This is a genomic window from Streptomyces sp. NPDC096205 (assembly GCF_044763135.1).
In the GTDB taxonomy this organism is placed as follows: domain Bacteria; phylum Actinomycetota; class Actinomycetes; order Streptomycetales; family Streptomycetaceae; genus Streptomyces.
This window is the reverse complement of the sequence record NZ_JBIWFS010000003.1, coordinates 537411-554317: the sequence shown is the minus strand read 5'-3', so window position 1 is coordinate 554317 and position 16907 is coordinate 537411. Positions and strand designations below refer to the sequence as shown.

The 16907-nt window shown below is 73.0% G+C and carries 15 protein-coding genes; 2 read left to right on the top strand and 13 right to left on the bottom strand.

Translation table 11 applies throughout. The features are described from left to right. Positions 1-9: 9 nt before the first annotated feature. Positions 10-1230, bottom strand: a complete 1221-nt coding sequence (locus ACIQ6Y_RS14835; protein WP_404037602.1) for a cytochrome P450 — start codon at positions 1228-1230, stop codon at positions 10-12. 217 nt (positions 1231-1447) lie between these two features. Between ACIQ6Y_RS14835 and ACIQ6Y_RS14830 the strand changes: the two genes are divergently transcribed. Then, a complete protein-coding gene (locus ACIQ6Y_RS14830; protein ID WP_404037599.1) occupies positions 1448-2260 on the top strand; it encodes a hypothetical protein in 813 nt (270 codons plus the stop codon). An 11-nt stretch (positions 2261-2271) separates the two neighbouring features. Here the strand turns inward: ACIQ6Y_RS14830 and ACIQ6Y_RS14825 are convergent, their stop codons facing one another. The 7 genes from ACIQ6Y_RS14825 to ACIQ6Y_RS14795 all read right to left on the bottom strand — a co-directional run bounded on the left by ACIQ6Y_RS14825 (position 2272) and on the right by ACIQ6Y_RS14795 (position 9968). Beyond that, on the bottom strand, positions 2272-2952 hold the full coding sequence (locus tag ACIQ6Y_RS14825; protein WP_404037596.1) for a response regulator: 681 nt from the start codon (positions 2950-2952) through the stop codon (positions 2272-2274). Then, positions 2949-4322, bottom strand: a complete 1374-nt coding sequence (locus tag ACIQ6Y_RS14820) for a sensor histidine kinase (RefSeq protein WP_404037594.1) — start codon at positions 4320-4322, stop codon at positions 2949-2951. The genes ACIQ6Y_RS14825 and ACIQ6Y_RS14820 overlap by 4 nt, the downstream gene beginning before the upstream one ends. Before the next feature lie 97 nt (positions 4323-4419). Then, positions 4420-5094, bottom strand: coding sequence for a response regulator (locus ACIQ6Y_RS14815; protein ID WP_404037591.1), 675 nt, complete (start codon positions 5092-5094; stop codon positions 4420-4422). Next, on the bottom strand, positions 5091-6521 hold the full coding sequence (locus ACIQ6Y_RS14810) for a sensor histidine kinase (RefSeq protein WP_404037587.1): 1431 nt from the start codon (positions 6519-6521) through the stop codon (positions 5091-5093). The genes ACIQ6Y_RS14815 and ACIQ6Y_RS14810 overlap by 4 nt, the downstream gene beginning before the upstream one ends. Positions 6522-6531: 10 nt before the next feature. Then, entirely contained in the window at positions 6532-7752 is a 1221-nt protein-coding gene (locus tag ACIQ6Y_RS14805) for an acyltransferase (protein ID WP_404037584.1), read from the bottom strand. Continuing rightward, entirely contained in the window at positions 7745-8716 is a 972-nt protein-coding gene (locus tag ACIQ6Y_RS14800; protein ID WP_404037581.1) for an alpha/beta hydrolase, read from the bottom strand. The genes ACIQ6Y_RS14805 and ACIQ6Y_RS14800 overlap by 8 nt, the downstream gene beginning before the upstream one ends. Positions 8717-9062: 346 nt before the next feature. Further along, complete coding sequence (locus ACIQ6Y_RS14795; protein ID WP_404037578.1) at positions 9063-9968, bottom strand: alpha/beta hydrolase family protein; 906 nt, start codon at positions 9966-9968, stop codon at positions 9063-9065. A gap of 209 nt (positions 9969-10177) precedes the next feature. Here ACIQ6Y_RS14795 and ACIQ6Y_RS14790 point away from each other — a divergent pair, with 209 nt between their 5' ends. Next, positions 10178-10801 (top strand): TetR/AcrR family transcriptional regulator, encoded by a 624-nt coding sequence (locus ACIQ6Y_RS14790; protein WP_404037575.1) that lies wholly within the window; start codon positions 10178-10180, stop codon positions 10799-10801. A 427-nt stretch (positions 10802-11228) separates the two neighbouring features. Here the strand turns inward: ACIQ6Y_RS14790 and kynU are convergent, their stop codons facing one another. From kynU to fbaA, 5 genes are all read right to left on the bottom strand, one after another. Next, positions 11229-12413 carry a kynureninase gene (gene kynU, locus ACIQ6Y_RS14785; RefSeq protein ID WP_404037572.1) on the bottom strand — a complete coding sequence of 395 codons (1185 nt, stop codon included), beginning with the start codon at positions 12411-12413 and terminating at the stop codon, positions 11229-11231. Beyond that, positions 12406-13236 (bottom strand): tryptophan 2,3-dioxygenase family protein, encoded by an 831-nt coding sequence (locus ACIQ6Y_RS14780; RefSeq protein WP_404037569.1) that lies wholly within the window; start codon positions 13234-13236, stop codon positions 12406-12408. The genes kynU and ACIQ6Y_RS14780 overlap by 8 nt, the downstream gene beginning before the upstream one ends. Positions 13237-13385: 149 nt before the next feature. Continuing rightward, positions 13386-13799 carry a DUF3151 domain-containing protein gene (locus ACIQ6Y_RS14775; RefSeq protein ID WP_404037566.1) on the bottom strand — a complete coding sequence of 138 codons (414 nt, stop codon included), beginning with the start codon at positions 13797-13799 and terminating at the stop codon, positions 13386-13388. A gap of 387 nt (positions 13800-14186) precedes the next feature. Then, a complete protein-coding gene (locus ACIQ6Y_RS14770) occupies positions 14187-15641 on the bottom strand; it encodes an MFS transporter (RefSeq protein WP_404037563.1) in 1455 nt (484 codons plus the stop codon). Between the two features lie 60 nt (positions 15642-15701). After that, positions 15702-16733, bottom strand: a complete 1032-nt coding sequence (gene fbaA, locus ACIQ6Y_RS14765; protein WP_404037560.1) for a class II fructose-bisphosphate aldolase — start codon at positions 16731-16733, stop codon at positions 15702-15704. Positions 16734-16907: the final 174 nt, after the last annotated feature.

Sequence of the window (16907 nt, the reverse complement as noted above, 5' to 3'; positions counted from 1 at the left end):
CCTCCCGGGTCAGGCGACCTCGACGGTGAGCCCTTCCAGTCCCCGGATGACGAAGTTCGGCTTGCGCTCCGGCTCCGCGGCCATGCGCAGGGTCGGGGCGCGCTCCAGCAGGGCCCGCATGGAAGTGGCCAGCTCGATACGGGCCAGCGGGGCGCCGATGCAGTAGTGGATGCCGGCGCTGAAGGAGATGTGCGGGTTGTCCGCGCGGGTCAAGTCGAGCCGCCCGGGGTCGGCGAAGACGGCCGGGTCGTGGTTGGCGGACCCGAAGAGCAGGGCGAGCTCGGCACCGCGCGGGACGACGACGCCGTCGATCTCGATGTCGTCGAGCACCCAGCGCTCGAAGAGCTGGAGCGGGGTGTCGTAGCGCATCAGCTCCTCGATCGCCGCCGGGACGAGGGAGTGGTCGGCGCGCAGGGCGGCAAGCTGCTCAGGGTTGCGGAACAGCGCGTACCAGCCGTTGACCGTGGCGTTCACCGTGGCCTCGTGCCCCGCGTTCAGCAGCAGCACGCAGGTCGAGATCACCTCCTGCTCGGTGAGCCGGTCGCCCTCGTCGTGGGCCGCGATGAGCCCGGAGACGAGGTCGTCGCCGGGCTCCTTGCGCCGCTGGGCGATCAGCTCGCGCAGGTAGTCCGAGAACTCGACCGACGCCCGTACGGCCTTCGCCGCAACCTCCTGCGACGGGTTCAGCTCGTACATCCCGCAGATGTCCGCCGACCAGGGCCGCAGCGGGGCGCGGTCCGCCTCGGGCACGCCCAGCATCTGTGCGATGACCGCCACAGGCAGCGGCTCGGCGACGTCCGTGAGCAGATCACCGCCGCCTCGGCGGACCAGCCGCTCCACCAGCTCACCGGCCAGCTGCTCGACGTACGGCCTGAGCTGCTCCACGGTGCGCGGGGTGAACGCCTTGGACACCAGCCGCCTGATCCGCGTGTGGTCCGGCGGCTCCAGATCCAGCATCCCGTGGTCGTTCAGCGTGTGGAACGGCTCGTGCTCCGGCGCGGGCGCGCTCCGCCCGAACTCCTCGTGCGTGAAGCGGTGCTGGTACGTCCGCCCGAGCCGCCTGTCCCGCAGCAGCGCCGACACATCCGCGTGCCGCGGCACGAGCCACTGCCCGGTGGGCGCGTAGTGCAGCACCCGGCCCCTCTCCCGCAACTCGGCGTAGGCGGGGTACGGGTCCGCGAGGAACTCCGCGTCCCAGGGATCGAAGGCGAGCTCACCAGGGCCTGACATGCTCGGACGCTAACGCGCGGGGGCGGGGTCTGACCAGGGGGCGGGGTCTGACCGGCGGGTGGGGCCTGACCAGGGGGCGGGGCCTGACCAGGGGGCGGGGCCTGACCAGGGGGCGGGGCCTGGCCGGGGGGTGGGACCTGGCCAGGGGGTGGAGTCGGCCAGGGGGTGCGATACACGGCCCTCCCCCGATCCCTCACCGGACCTCTACGATCGCGCCATGTCGATCATGCCGCCGTCCGTGCCTGTGTTGCGGGGCCGTAAGAAGACCTCCCTTCGGTTCGACGGCTCGGCGCTGGTGCTGAGCCGGAAGGATCAGGAGCACCACATACCGCTGGAGGCGGTGGAGTCGGTGCGGGGAGAGGGACGGGCCGTCGAGGTCCGGCTGTGGGGGCCGCAAGGGGGTCGGGCGGTCGTCCATCGGGTCGAGGGCATCGGTGAGGCCGCTGCCGAGGCGTTCGCCGGCGCTGTGGGTGCTGCTCTGCCTCAGGCCCGGCAGGGTGGCGCGGTCGTGGACGGATCGGCCCTGGTGACCGTGCGGACCGTCCGTGCCGAGCATGCGCGGCTCAGGAAGCGGCGGTGGATATGGGTGGGGACGCTCGCCTTTCTGCTGGTGCATGTCGTGGAGACCGTGATCGTCAGCGCGGAGGATCCCGCGCTGTCCGTCCTGATCTGGATGGGCGCCTTCTGCAGCGGCGGTCTGGGCGTCATCGCGATCCGGACCGTCCCGTTCGGCACCTCGGCCTGGCGGCTGCGCCGGGACGGCATCGCGGTGATCGCCCGGTACGACGGCTTCGTCGACGGGATGCACGTCTACCGGTTCTCCGACCTCACCGGCCGGCCCCTCGCCTACGCCCACCGCGAGTACCGGGGCGAAGAGGTCGAGGTCGTCTACGACCCCGGTGACCCCTTCGTCGGCCACGAGCGGAAGTTCATCCTCAGCCGCAAGGTCATGGTGCTGCCGATGCTCCTCTCCGGCGGCCTCGGTCTCTTCATGTTCGTCGGCACCCTTCTGCTGCTCTTCACCGTCTGACGCACCTCCCCTCAGCCCGGCGTCACCAGCCGTGCCTCGTAGGCGAACACCGCCGCCTGGGTACGGTCGCGCAGACCCAGCTTCACCAGGATGCGGCTGACGTGGGTCTTGATCGTGGACTCGGCGACCACCAGCCGCTCGGCGATCTCGGCGTTCGACAGGCCCTGGGCGATCAGGACCAGCACCTCCGTCTCACGCTCCGTGAGGTCGCCGTAGGCCGCCGGGTCGGCGGCGGCTCCCGGCCCCACGGTCGGGCGCCGGGTCTCCGCCAGCTTCGAGAACTCGCTGATCAGCCGCTTCGTCACCGACGGCGCCAGCAGGGCCTCGCCCGCCGCCACCACCCGTACTCCGTCGGCGAGTTGGCGGGCCGAGGCGTCCTTGAGGAGGAAGCCGGAGGCTCCCGCACGCAGCGCCTGGTACACGTACTCGTCGAGGTCGAAGGTCGTCAGGACCAGCACCTTCGCCGTGCTGTCGGCCGCGACGATCTCCCGGGTCGCCTCGATGCCGTTCAGCTCCGGCATGCGGATGTCCATCAGGACGACATCGGGGGCGAGTTCGCGGACCTGTGTCACCGCCTCACGGCCGTTGACCGCCTCGCCGACGACCTCGATGCCAGGCATCGCGCCCAGCAGGACGGAGAAGCCCTCGCGCACCATCATCTGGTCGTCGGCGATCAGGACACGGATGGTCATGCCCGGTCCTCGCTCGCCGTGGCCACCGGAAGGAACACCGCCACCTCGTAACCACCCTCGTCCGTAGGGCCCGTCGTCATGTCGCCGCCCAGCATCGTCACCCGCTCCCGCATTCCGGTGATGCCGTGTCCGGCGCCCGGTGACGGCTTCACCGAATCCGGCTCCGGCGGGGGGCCGTTGACTATCCGCAGGCCCAGGCCGCCGAGGACGTACCCGATCTCGACGCGGGCGCTCGCGCCCGGCGCGTGGCGCAGGACGTTGCTCAGCGCCTCCTGGACCATGCGGTACGCCGACAGCTCGACGCCCTGCGGGAGTTCGCGTATCGCTCCGGTGACGGCCTTGTCGACCTCCAGGCCCGCGTCGCGCACATTGCCGAGCAGCGCGTCCAGGTCGGCGAGGGTGGGCTGCGGGGCGTCCGGCGCCTCGTAGTCCTCCGCCCGGACCACGCCCAGGACGCGGCGCAGTTCGGTGAGAGCGGCGACCGCGTTCTCCCGGATGGTCGCGAAGGCGCGCTCCAGCTCCGGCGGCGGGTTCTCCACGCGGTAGGGGGCGGCCTCGGCCTGGATGGCCACGACCGACATGTGGTGGGCGACCACGTCGTGCAGCTCGCGGGCGATCGTGGTGCGCTCCTCCAGCAGGGTGCGCCGGGAACGCTCCTGCTGGGTCACCGTCAGCTGGGCGGTGACCTCCTGGGCCGCCTCGCGCCGCACATGCAGCACGGTCACCAGCAGCAGGACGACCGCCGACAGGAACAGCATGGCCGCGGTGTCGGAGTCGTAGTAGTACTGCTGCCGGACGAGTTCGGCGGAGAGGCCGTACGCCGCAGTCAGCAGCCACATCCAGACAGCAGTGCGCGGCCGGGTGCGGAGTGCGACGACCGTCATGACGAACAGGTGCGCGGCGAAGCTGCCGGGCTGCCAGGGCCAGCCGTCCCAGCTCGAGCCGATCATCGCGATGAACGGGGTCGACGCGAGCGACAGCCAGAACGCGGCGACCGGCCGCACCAGCGTCAGCAGCACCGCCACCGCGGGGATCAGACTGCCCACGATCGCGAACGGCGAGCCGAGATCCCGGCCCGTCGACACCCCGGCCGTCAGCGCGATCCAGGCGAGCACGCCGACCACCGCGTGCGGTGTCCACACCGCGTGACGGCGCAGCCGGGGCGGCAGTTTGCGTATCTGCCGGCCGTCCTCGGCGAGGCGGGGCAGCGGGCGGTAGGCGAACGCGTCCTGGAGGAGGTCCTGCCGCATGCCGCGCAGCGCGTCCATCGCGGCCCGCGCCTCGGGGCTGCGCGGTGTGTAGGGCTCGTAGGGATTCTCCGGCGCGGTCCCCCGCGTCCCGCCGCCGTTGGTCTGGGTCGTCTCGGTCACATACGAAACGGTAGGACCGCTCGGGTGTCGCCGTCGTCACCAGTGAGAGGGGTCCTGCGGCATCCGTCTCAGGTACTACGGGTCCCACCGCCCCGGCTCAGTACCCGGTCGGCCGCACCAACCCCGACTCGTAGGCGAACACCGCCGCCTGGGTGCGGTCCCGCAGGCCCAGCTTCACCAGGATGCGGCCCACATGCGTCTTCACGGTCTGCTCGGCCACGACGAGCTTCTCGGCGATCTCCGCGTTCGACAGGCCCCGGGCGATCAGGGCCAGCACCTCCGTCTCCCGCTCGGTGAGGTCGCCGACCCGCTGCTTCAGGGGTGCGCGGGGCGCGCCGTCCAGGCGGGAGAACTCGGCGATCAGACGCCGGGTGATGCCGGGCGCGAGCAGGGCGTCACCGGCCGCGACCACGCGGACCGCCTCGGCGAGCTGGTCCGCCGAGGCGTCCTTGAGCAGGAAACCGGACGCGCCGGCGCGCAGCGCCTCGTAGACGTACTCGTCGAGGTCGAAGGTGGTCAGCACCAGCACCTTGGTGTCCGCGGTCGCGTCCGTGACGCGGCGGGTGGCCTCGATGCCGCCGAGTTCGGGCATGCGGATGTCCATCAGGACGACGTCCGGGGCCAGTTCGGCGACCTTGGCGACCGCGTCCAGGCCGTCGACCGCCTGGCCGACGACCTCGATGTCGGGCTGGGTGTTGAGCAGCACGGTGAAGCCCTGGCGGACCATCTGCTGGTCGTCGGCGATGAGGACGCGGATCGCACCGCTCTTCATGGGGTCTGGTCTCCTGTCGGTGGTTCGGCCGGGCGGTCGGGGAAGCTGTGGGCCGGCTCGGGCAGGGCGTGCTCGTCCCGGCTCCAGGCCGCGGCCTGTTCGGCGTCGCGCGGGAGGAACGCGGTCACCGCGAAGCCGCCCTGGTAGGTCCGGGACGCGTTGATCTGGCCGCCCAGCATCGCCGCCCTCTCGCGCATGCCGAGCAGACCGTGCCCGGCGCCCGGGGAGGGCGGAACGGGCCGCTCGGGCGGGGTGTTGACGACTCCGAGGTACAGGCCCTCGGGGAAGTGGGTGACGCCGACGTTCACCTGCGCGCCCGGTGCGTGCCGCAGGACGTTGCTCAGCGCCTCCTGCACGATCCGGTACGCCGACAGCTCCACGCCCGGCGGGTAGGGCCGGCCGGCCTCGCCTATGACCTCGGTGGTGACCGTCAGGCCCGCCGCGCGCGTGTTGTCGATCAGCGCGTCGAGCCGGTCCAGGGTGGGCTGCGGGGCGTCGGGGGCCGCGCCGCTGGTGAAGTCGCGCAGGCCGTCGGTGTCGTCGGGGTGCTCCGAGCGCAGGACGCCCAGGACGCGGCGCAGTTCGGTGAGCGCCTCCAGGGCGTTCTGCCGGATGCCGGCGAGGTTCTCCTTCAACTCCTCGGGCGGGTCCTGCACCAGGTGCGGGGCGACCTGGGCCTGGATGGAGATCACCGACATGTGGTGGGCGACCACGTCGTGCAGCTCACGGGCGATCCTGCTGCGCTCCTCCAACAGGGTGCGGCGGGCGCGTTCCTCGGCGGTGATCTCCGCCTGCTCCTCCAACTGGTTGCGGGCCTCCCGGCGCCCGCGCAGGGCGCTGCCGAGCAGCACGACGGCGCCGAACACGGTCACCGCCGTCACACCGGTCCCCGAGTAGTTCTCGCCACCGATGACGCCCTGGACGACATAGGTGGCCAGCGCGGTCACGGCCAGCGCTTCGACGGCCACATGGGTCGGCACCCGCAGGGCGAGCAGCAGCAGCACCAGGGCGTGTGCGACCAGCGCGGGCGCCGCCCACGGCCAGGCGACGTCCGGCTCGGCCTGTCCCGAGATCAGCTGGGACCGCGCGGCGAGGGCGGTGACGACGGCGACGACCGTCGACAGCAGCCAGGCCGGTACCGGCCGCCGCAGCGCCAGGATCAGGCTCGCGCCCTGCGCTATCGACATCAGCAGCGCGTACTGGGGGTTCTGCCCGTAGGTGTCGTGCAGCAGGGACGAGCTGGTGCCGATCACGATCACCGCGACCAGGCAGACCAGTCCGTGCGGCAGCCAGCGCAGCCACACCGACGGCGGCAGCGGTGCCACCTCGAACGTCAACAGGTCCTCGCGCAGGGCCCGCAGCCCGAATCGGGCGCCGCGCATGCCGTCCCGCTGCGGCGGCCGCGCCGCGTCCCCCGTGCCCCTCATACCGCTCACCCTAGACATGCCGTACCTCCTCGACGACGGCCGGACGGACCCCGCCCGACGGGCCGCCCTGCGGCCGGAACACTTTCGACGCACGGGCCTCGCCCCGGCGGCCGTCCTGCTCACGGAACCGGAACGCCGCCCAGCACACCGCCAGGACGCAGGCGAACACCGGCAGCCAGGCCAGCCGGGCCGCGACCCAGTCCAGGCCGTCGGGGGCCGTGTGCAGGCCGGGCAGCGGCCCTAGGGGGAGAACAGCCGCGGTCGTCGCCATCAGGGCCGTCTGATGCCACAGGAAGATCGTCATCGCGAAGAGATTGGCGACCGCCACCACCGCCCACACCACCGGCCGTCCCATCACCCGGCGCAGCCGCCCTCGCAGCAGCAGTGCCAGTCCGCACTGGGCCATGCCGAAGGTGACGGCCGCCAGCGTCGGAGGGTTGAGGTTGGACACCGCGGCACCCGGCACACCGACCATCGACGCCGGATAGCCCGCCCACGCCACCAGCCCGGCCGTCGCGGACGCCCCGCCGACCAGCAGCAGCCACCCGGCGCGACGGCCCTCCAGCTCCCCGCGCGTCCAGGCCGCGCCCAGTGTGTACGGCACCATCCAGCCCGCGGCGAGGTTCACCCAGCCGAGCCAGGCCGGGCCGCCCAGGCCGAAGCGCACCAGGTCGACATGCAGGACGACCGCCAGCGGCCACAGCGGGTGCAGCCGGGCCAGCAGCGGCGTCGCCGCGGTCAGCGCCGCGAAGACCAGCAGGAACCACAGCGGGGACAGCGCCAGTTTGGCCAGTGTCCGTACGGTGCCCAGGTCCGTGCCGGACAGCAGCAGCGCCACCGTCACCACGCTCCACAGCCCCAGCACGGCCGCCACGGGCCGGAACAGCCGGGCCAGCCGCAGCCCCAGCCACCGCCGGTACGGGATGCCCCGCGCCCGCGCCGAGGCGTGTCCGCGGGTCGCCACATGTCCGCCGACGAGGAAGAACACGGCGAGTGTCTGGAAGACCCAGGAGATCGGGGCCAGCCACGGCATCTCCCCGAGCGGGCTCGCGGTCCGCAGGCTGCCGCCGTCGGCGACCAGCGCGGTCACCAGCCAGTGGCCCAGTACGACGCCGAGGATCGCAAGAGCCCGCAGGGCGTCGACCGCGCGGTCCCGGTCGGGCGGGGTGGCGGCGTCGAGGCGGGCGGCCGAGCGGCGTATGTGGGCGCGCAGTGCGGTCCGCTCAGCCATGGGTCACCTCCGACGTCTCGCCGAGGACGATCCGGGCGAGGTTGGCCAGGGCCGCCGAGCCCGGGGTGAAGTAGTCGCTGTGGCCACCGCCGCCGGCCGTGAAGACCCGGGCGCCGAAGGCCGGGGAGACCGGGTCGGTGCCGAAGCCGACGGTGGTGCCGAGCAGTTCGGCCCGTATGTGCGGCACCTCGGCCACCCAGTCGTCGGAGCCGCGGGCCGCCCAGACACGCGCCGAGGTGTGCAGGTCCGCCACGCTGTCCGTGCCGGTGCCGGGGCTGCCGATGAGGGCCATGTCGTCGACGGGGACCTCGTCGGAGGCGCGGGCGCACACCACCGAGCCGTAGGAGTGGCAGACAAGAGCCACGCCCGTGCGCGGCCCGGTGACGCCGCGCAGTGTGCGCAGGAACTCCCGCAGCCGGGCGGCCCCTTCGTCCGCGCGGCCGGTCGTGAGCACCGCCGCGCTGACGGTGCCCGGGGTGTCGTAGCCGAGCCAGGCGACGACCGCGGTGGAGGTCCTGGCCTCGGCGGTGAGGCGCCGGTGCAGGGCGAGGGCGCCCGCGCGGAAGCGGTCGTAGGTGTCGAGCGAGGTGTCGGAACCGGGCACCAGCACGGCGACGCGGTCGGCCCGCGCCAGATCGCCGAGCACCTCGACGACCTGGCCCTCGCCGCGCCCGTCGAAGGACAGCAGGCTGCGGGACGGGGCGGCCAGGGCCCGCTCCACGCCCGCTCTGTGCCGGTCGCCGTGCTCTGCGGCCATGCGGGACGCCTGCGCGGCGTTGGCCCGGTGGGCGGCGTACACCTCCTCCAGCGTCGCGGCGGTGACGGGGCCGGTCCTCGCCGGTGCCGGGGCGGGGATGTGCGGCTGGGCCGCGGCGGAGAGCGGCAGCACGAGGGCGGCCATGACGAGGGCGGCGAGCAGGGCCCGGAGTCGACGGCGGGAGCGGGGCCGGGGCCGGGGTGTCATGGACGGTCCCTCACCCACGCGAGGCGCTGCGGCGAGCTCTCCGCCTGCCCCCTCCGCTCCCCTCGACCCGGTCCCCTCCGCGACGCGCGTTCTGCGCAGGCTCACGGCCGTCCTCCCCTCCAGCCGGCCCGCTCATCGGGCCGCTCTGATGGGAAAGTTATGGATCGAGGTCTGTCGCTCGCGTCCCGCCGAAGAGCTCTTCTGCCGCGTAGCTCTCAGGTATTACGGGTATCACCGGGCCCGCGGCCCCGGCCCGGCCCCGCGGCCCCGGCCCCGCCTCCCGGTCAGCCACGCTCGCCATCCACGCTCAGCCACCCCCGGCCGGCCACCCCCGGCCGGCCACCCCTCACCACGCCAACTGTGCGATCTCCTCCGCCACCACCGCGCACGCGTCGGCCACCGGGTCGATCAGCGGAAAGTGCCCGACGTCCTCCAGCAGGGTCAGGCCGACGACCTCGCCGGCCTTCGCCGCGGCGTCGGCGTAGGAGTCGGCGACGGCGTGCGGGACGACGTCGTCGGTGCGGCCCTGGACGAGGGTGGTGGCGATGCCGGTGGGGAGGAGGAGTGCGGGGTCGGCGTACGGCAGGCGCTCGGCGAACCTCTCCTCACCGCCCAGGAGTTGGCGCGCGGCCCCGCCGCAGACGTCGAGCTTCTCGGCGACCGTGAAGTCGGCGATGGGCGCGAGCGCGACGACCCCGCGCAGGGGGACGGGCCGGTCCATACGCCACGGTGCGTCCGCGGGCAGCACATGCCGGGCCGCCGCCCACAGGGCGAGGTGGCCACCCGCGGAGTGGCCCGTGACCACCGTGCGGCGCGGGTCGGCCTGCGGCAGCGCCTCACGGGCGAGGCCGGGCAGGGCGTCCAGCGCGGCGGCGACGTCGTCGAAGGTGTCCGGCCAGCGGCCCGCGACGGGCGCGCCCTTCCCAGGCCCCACCCCCGAACCCTCCCCCGGCTCCTCCAGGGACCCGCGCCGGTACTCGACGCTGGCCACCCCGAACCCCCGCCGCGCCAGGAAGTCCGCGAACGGGCTGATGTGCGCGCGGTCGTACGGCGCCCGCCACGCGCCGCCGTGCAGGACGACGACCAGTGGGGCGGGGCCGCCGGGTCCGGCCTGGACGCGCGGGGCGTAGAAGTCGATCACCTGGTCGGGGTGGTCGCCGTACGCGGCGGTGACGTCGGGGTCGACGGGCGGGTGCGAGAAGGCCGACTCCTCCTCGGCTGCTGCCCGGGCTGCTGCGGCGTCCTCCGGCATGCTCCAACCTCTCAGCGACGATACGGATTTGGCGGACCGGGTGAGATCGACCAGGTGAGAACTCCGGCCGTTGGCGGGGACGGTATCAGGCCGGTGACGTGCGCGGACACGGGGATGTTCACGCAGGGTGAGGATTAAACGGTTCTGCTGTTTCGTTACGCTGCCCTGCGGGGCTGAGCAGACGAGCAAGCCGTACGAGGAGGTCGCCCATGTCCGCCGAACCCGGCACCGTGCGTCCCGGAGGGCGTACCGCGCGTGTGCGTACGGCCGTGTTGCGGGCGGCCGGCGATGTGCTGGCCGAGCAGGGGTTCGCGCACCTCGACCTCGCGGATGTCGCGCGGCGGGCCGAGGTGGGCAAGACGACGGTGTACCGGCGCTGGGGGTCGGTGACCGGGCTGGTCGCGGATCTGCTCGCCGACATGGCCGAGCAGTCGCTGCCGCGGGAGGAGACCGGGTCGGTGCTGGGGGATCTGCGGGCCAACGCGGCGCTGGTCCGGCGGACGCTGGCCGATCCCCGGCAGGGGGCGTTGTTCCGGGCGGTGATCGCGGCGGCGACGTGTGACGCGCGTACGGCGGAGGCGCTGGCGCGGTTCTACGAGGTGCGGGTGGCGGAGTGGGCGCCTTGTGTGGAGCAGGGGGTGCTGCGCGGGGAGCTGCCGGACGGGACGGACCCGGCGGCGGTCGTACGGGCGGTGTCGGCTCCGCTGTACTACCAGCTGCTGACCACCGGGGTCGCGCCGGACGCCCCTGCCGCCGAGCGGGCCGCGCGGGCGGCGTACGCGGCGGCGGTGGCAGGGGTGTACGTCGCTCCCTCACCGGCGTCTCCCAGTTGAGCGGCGTGGCGACCGGGGCGGGGTGGGCTGCGCGACTCGGCACTACGAGGTGCCGCCACGCCCGCACGCCCCGGCCCTTCCCGCCGTAGCCGACCGCGGGCCGTCGTCGGCCGGTCGCGCAGTTCCCCGCGCCCCTTGAGGGCACGACCGCAAGCCACGTACGACCGCCGGCAACCACGAACGGTGGGCATCGCCGCCGGCCGCGTACGGCGGGAAGAGGACGAGACACGCCCCCGAGCCTCTAGGGCCTGTCGTTTGGATCATGCCGGCGTCGCGGGGCCTGGCACGCACATCTGCGGCGTTGTCGTCGGTTGCCGACGCTCCGCGTCGACGCCCTCCTCCGCCTTGCAGCTGCACGCACCAGACCCCGCTCGACCCGGCCAAGAAGCGCAGTCCCTTTCAGCCGACCTGATCCAAACGACAGGCCCTAGCCCAGCACCTCCGCCAGCACCCTCGCCGCGCGCTCCACGTCCGCGAAGCCCACGTACAGCGGGGTGAAGCCGAACCGCAGGACGTCGGGGGCGCGGAAGTCGCCGACGACGCCGCGGTCGATCAGACGGCGCATGACGTCGCCCGCGTCGTCGCAGCGCAGGGCGACCTGACTGCCGCGCTCCGCATGGGCGAGTGGGGTCAGGGACTCCACCCGGCCCTCGGGGACGTATTCCGCGACGCATTCGAGGAAGAAGTCCGTCAGGGCGAGGGACTTGGCGCGGACGGCTTCCACCGGCACCCCGTCCCACACCTCCAGGGCCGCCTCCAGGGCGAGCATGGAGAGGATGTCCGGGGTGCCCACGCGGCCGCGCAGCGCGCCGGAGCCCGGCTCGTAGGACGCCCGCATCCCGAAGGGCTCGGCGTGGGAGTTCCAGCCGGGCAGCGGGGAGTCGAAACGGTCCTGCAGCCCCTGCCGGACGTACAGGTAGGCCGGGGACCCCGGGCCGCCGTTCAGGTACTTGTACGTGCAGCCCACCGCGAGGTCGACGCCGTGCTCGTCCAGGCCGACGGGCAGGGCGCCCGCGCTGTGGCACAGGTCCCAGACGGACACGGCGCCCGCGCCACGGATCGCCGCCGTCAGGGCCGGCAGGTCGTGCAGCCGGCCGGTCCGGTAGTCGACGTGGTTCAGGAGCACCGCGGCCGTACGGTCGTTCAGCGCCGAGGGCACCTCCGCCGGGGTCACCGGCCGCAGCGTACGGCCGGTCAGCCGGGCGGCGGACTCGGCTATGTAGCCGTCCGTGGGGAAGGTGGTGGCGTCGACCAGCACCTCGTCGCGCCCCTCCCCCGCCATCCGTACCGCCGCCACAAGTGCCTTGAAGACGTTGACACTTGTCGAGTCGCCGACCACGATCTGGCCCGGCGCCGCACCCACCAGCGGGGCGATGCGGTCGCCGATCCGCTCGGGCGCGGTCCACCAGCCGCTCTCGTCCCACGACCGGATGCGCAGCTCGCCCCACTGCCGCCGTACGACGTCCTCGACGCGGCCGGGGACGGCGGCGGGCAGCGCACCCAGGGAGTTGCCGTCGAGATAGACGACGTCATCAAGGACGAACTCACTCCGCTTGGCGGCGAGTTGGTCGACGGCGTCCAGCTTCTCGGCCCGGGAAGCCGGCTCAGACATGGGACCTCGCAGTCCACAGCTCGGGGAAGACGTTCTTGCGCGCCCGCTTCTCCAGCCAGGCGACACCGGCGGAACCGCCGGTCCCCTGCTTGGCGCCCATCGCGCGGCGGGTGGCGACCAGATGATCGTTGCGCCAGCGCCACACCAGCTCGGCGACGTCCGTCAGCGCCTCGCCGAGGCGGGCGGCCTCGTCGTCCGGGTCGCCGGCGTAGACGGCCGTCCAGGCGGCCTCGACCTCGTCGGAGGGCTCGTAGCGCTGCGACACGTCCCGCTTCAGCACCGTCTCCGGCACCGCGTGGCCGCGCCGCGCGAGGTAGCGCAGCACCTCGTCGTACAGGCTCGGCTCGTGCAGCGCCTTCTCCAGCTCGGCGTGCACACGGGGCGCGCCGCGGTGCGGGACGAGCATGGACGCCGACTTCTCGCCGAGCAGGAACTCCATCCGCCGGTACATCGCCGACTGGAAGCCGGAGCCCTCGCCCAGGGCACTGCGGTACGAGTTGAACTGGGCCGGCGTGAGATGCGCGAGCGGCCTCCAGGAGGCGTTGAGGGCCTCCAGCTCGCGGACCGAGCGCTTCAGCGCGGCCATCGCGGTGGGTACGTCGTCGCTGCGCAGGGCGTGGGCGGCGGTCTCCCACTCATGCACGATGACGGTGAACCACAACTCCATCACCTGGGTCGTGACCAGGAAGACCATCTCTCCGGGATCGTCGGAGAGGGTGTGCTGGAGGTGGGTGAGCACGTCCGCCTTGACGTAGTCCTCGTACGGCGTCGTGCCTGCGAAGTCGAGATGCGGAGTCTCGGGCTCGTGAGCCTCATGGGACATCGCTGTCTCCTGTTGTGTACTCCGGGTAGCGGTCCGCCCCTGCCGTTACCGACACGGGGGCCCCGGTCCCCACCCGAATCCTCAGCCGTCACCCCCGAAAAGTGCAAGGCCCGACCTGATCACACGGCCGGGCCCCGCACGAGGGACGCCTAGCCCAGGGTCTGGGCCGCCGTCGGGGAGGAGTCCTTCAGGAACTGCGAGCAGCGCTCGTACTCCTCCTGCTCACCGATCGACTGCGCGGCCCGGGCCAGGGCGTGCAGCGCCCGCAGGAAGCCGCGGTTCGGCTCGTGCTCCCACGGGACCGGGCCGTGGCCCTTCCAGCCGTTGCGGCGCAGGGCGTCGAGGCCGCGGTGGTATCCCGTACGGGCATAGGCGTACGACTCCACGACGCTGCCCCGCTCGAACGCCTCGTCGGCCAGCCGGGCCCAGGCCAGCGACGACGTCGGGTACTTCGCGGCGACGTCCGCGGCCGGGGTGCCGCCCGCGAGCAGCTCGCGCGGCTCGGGTTCGTCGGGGAGGTGGGTCGGGGGCGGGCCCCCGAGGAGGTTCTCGTGAATCGTCATGGCTTCCAGTCTGGTACATGCCTCTGCGTTCGGCGTCACCTGGCCGCCGTCCCACCTGCCCCCTTCCCGCCGTACGCGACCGCGGCCCGTCGTGGGCTGGTCGCGCAGTTCCCCGCGCCCCTTAAAGGACGCCCCCGTCAGCCGCGTACGGCCGTAAGCCACCACGGGCGGCGGGCATTGCGGCCAGCCGCGTACGGCGGGGAGGGGACGGGACGGGGGGTTGTCCGCCCGCAGCGGCCGGCGGAAACCCGTTCCACCCCCGTAGCCGACCAGATCGCCGGACCGAGGACGGACAACCCCCCGGCCCGGCCCCGACCCACAACCGAACCGAATGCGCTACATAAGCCCCCACCGAAGCCGCGCAGGCCGCCGCAGGCATCCGCCCCGTCACCCCAGACGACGGCGAGCAGCCGCCCCGTCACCCTCCAACGGCGGCGCAGCCACCGACGCGTGGACGCGGCACTCCGGCCGCCGGCACCCCGGCTCAGGACGCCGTACCGTCGCGAAGGCGATCGCCGCCCCCACGACCAGCGCCCCCGCGCACACCGGCATGGCCCGCCCGAACGCCGCGTCGAAGGCGGACGCCGACCGGTACGCCTCCGCGCCCATCCCCGCGATCAGCGGCAACGCCGCGACCGCCACCAGCCCCGCCGCCCGGGCGGCCGCGTTGTTGATGCCGCTGGCCAGCCCGGCCCGGGCGGTGTCCACGGAGGCCAGCACCGTCGCGGTCAGCGGAGCGACCAGCGTGACCATGCCGAGGCCGAGGACGAGCAGCGCGGGCAGGACGTCGGTGAGATAGTCCGCCCCCTGCCCCGCCCGCATCATCAGCAGCATCCCGGCCGCGCACAGCAGCGGCCCCACCGTGAGCGGAAGCCGCGGCCCCACCCGCTCGCCCAGCTCCCCGGCCCGCGCCGAGAACAGCAGCATCAGCACGGTCGCCGGCAGCAGCGCGGTGCCCGCCCCGAGCGCGCTGTACCCGGACACGACCTGAAGCTGCACGACCGACAGGAAGAAGAAGCCGCCGAACGCCGCGTACACGCAGAGCGTGACGAGGTTGACCGCGGTGAACTGCCGCGACGCGAAGATGTCCGGCGGCATCATCGGATCGGGCCGGCGCCGCTCGACGCGGACGAAGGCGACGCCGAGGGCCACGCCCAGCACCGCAGTGATCCAGTCGGCCTCGATCAGCGCGTACGTCACCAGCGCCAGCGCCGCGGCCCCCAGCACCGCGCCCAGGACGTCGAACCGCCCGTGCGCCCGCCCGTCGCCCGACTCGGGAACATGCCGCAGGGCGACCGGCACGCACAGCAGGGCCAGCGGCACGTTCAGCAGGAACACCCACCGCCACCCGGGCCCGTCCACCAGCCAGCCGCCCAGGAACGGCCCGACGGCGGCCCCGATGCCCCCGAAGCCGGACCACAGCCCGACCGCCCGCCCCCGGTCGTCGGAGTGGAAGGACGCCTGGATCAGCGCCAGGGAGCCGGGCGTGAGCAGCGCCCCGCCGGCCCCCTGCAACGCCCGCGCGGCGATCAGCACGCCGGCGTTCGGGGCGATCCCGCACAGCAGGGACGCGACCGCGAACCACACCACGCCGACCACGAAGATCTTGCGGCGCCCGTAGCGGTCGCCGAGGGAGCCGCCGAGCAGGATCAGCCCGGCCAGCGTGAGCATGTACGCGTTGACGGTCCACTGGAGCCCCGCGAGGGAGGCGTCGAGATCCCGCCCGATGGCCGGCAGGGCGACGTTGACGACGGTCGAGTCCAGCAGCGCCATGCTGGAGCCGAGCACGGTGGTGAGCAGAATCCACCGGCCCTGCGCGGAGGCCAGCCGGACGTCGGGCATGAGCCCAGTAAACAGCGAGCCCGGCGCCGAGGCACCGGGCTCGCTGGACTCCCCGAGGGGTTACTTGATGCGGGTGCCCGTCGAGCGCAGGTTGGCGCAGGCCTCGACGACACGGGCCGACATGGACGCCTCGGCCAGCTTGCCCCAGGTCCGCGGGTCGTAGGCCTTCTTGTTGCCGACCTCGCCGTCGATCTTCAGGACGCCGTCGTAGTTGGCGAACATGTGGCCGGCGACCGGACGGGTGAACGCGTACTGGGTGTCGGTGTCGATGTTCATCTTCACGACGCCGTTCTCCAGCGCGGTCGCGATCTCCTCGGCGGTGGAGCCGGAGCCGCCGTGGAAGACGAAGTCGAAGGGCTGGGAAGAGGCAGACTTTCCGAACTTGGCGGCGACGCCGTCGTTCAGCTCCTTCAGCAGCTCGGGACGGAGCACCACGTTGCCGGGCTTGTACACGCCGTGGACGTTGCCGAAGGACGCGGCGAGCAGGTAACGGCCCTTCTCGCCCAGGCCCAGGGCCTCGGCCGTGCGGATGGCGTCGTCGACGGTGGTGTACAGCTCGTCGTTGATCTCGTGGGTGACGCCGTCCTCCTCGCCGCCGGTCGGGGTGATCTCGACCTCGAGGATGATCCGCGCGGCGCGGGCGCGCTCCAGCAGCTCCTGCGCGATGGACAGGTTGTCGGCGAGGGTCTCCGCGGAGCCGTCCCACATGTGGGACTGGAACAGCGGGTTCTCGCCGCGGGCCACGCGCTCCTCGGAGACGGCGAGCAGCGGACGGACGTAGCCGTCGAGCTTGTCCTTCGGGCAGTGGTCGGTGTGCAGGGCGACCGTCACGTCGTACTTCGCGGCGACGATGTGCGCGAACTCGGCCAGGGCGACGGCGCCGGTGACCATGTCCTTGTTGTGCTGGCCGCCCAGGAACTCCGCGCCGCCCGTGGAGATCTGGATGATGCCGTCGCTCTCGGCCTCGGCGAAGCCGCGCAGTGCCGCATGCAGCGTCTGCGACGAGGTGACGTTGATGGCCGGGTAGGCGAACTTGCCTGCCTTCGCCCGGTCGAGCATCTCGTTGTAGACCTCGGGGGTTGCGATGGGCATCTGTCCGCTCCTTGTATGTGCGGGTGGGCTTCTTGGTGCTTACGGCCCTGACCTAGACCATGGGGGCGACGTCATCGTCGGCCCCATCTTTCCAGACTTGGCCGGAAGGTCCAGGCGCGGTCCGCAGGGCGGTCGCTACCGACGAGTACGACGTTCAGTCGGAGGCGTGAGAAG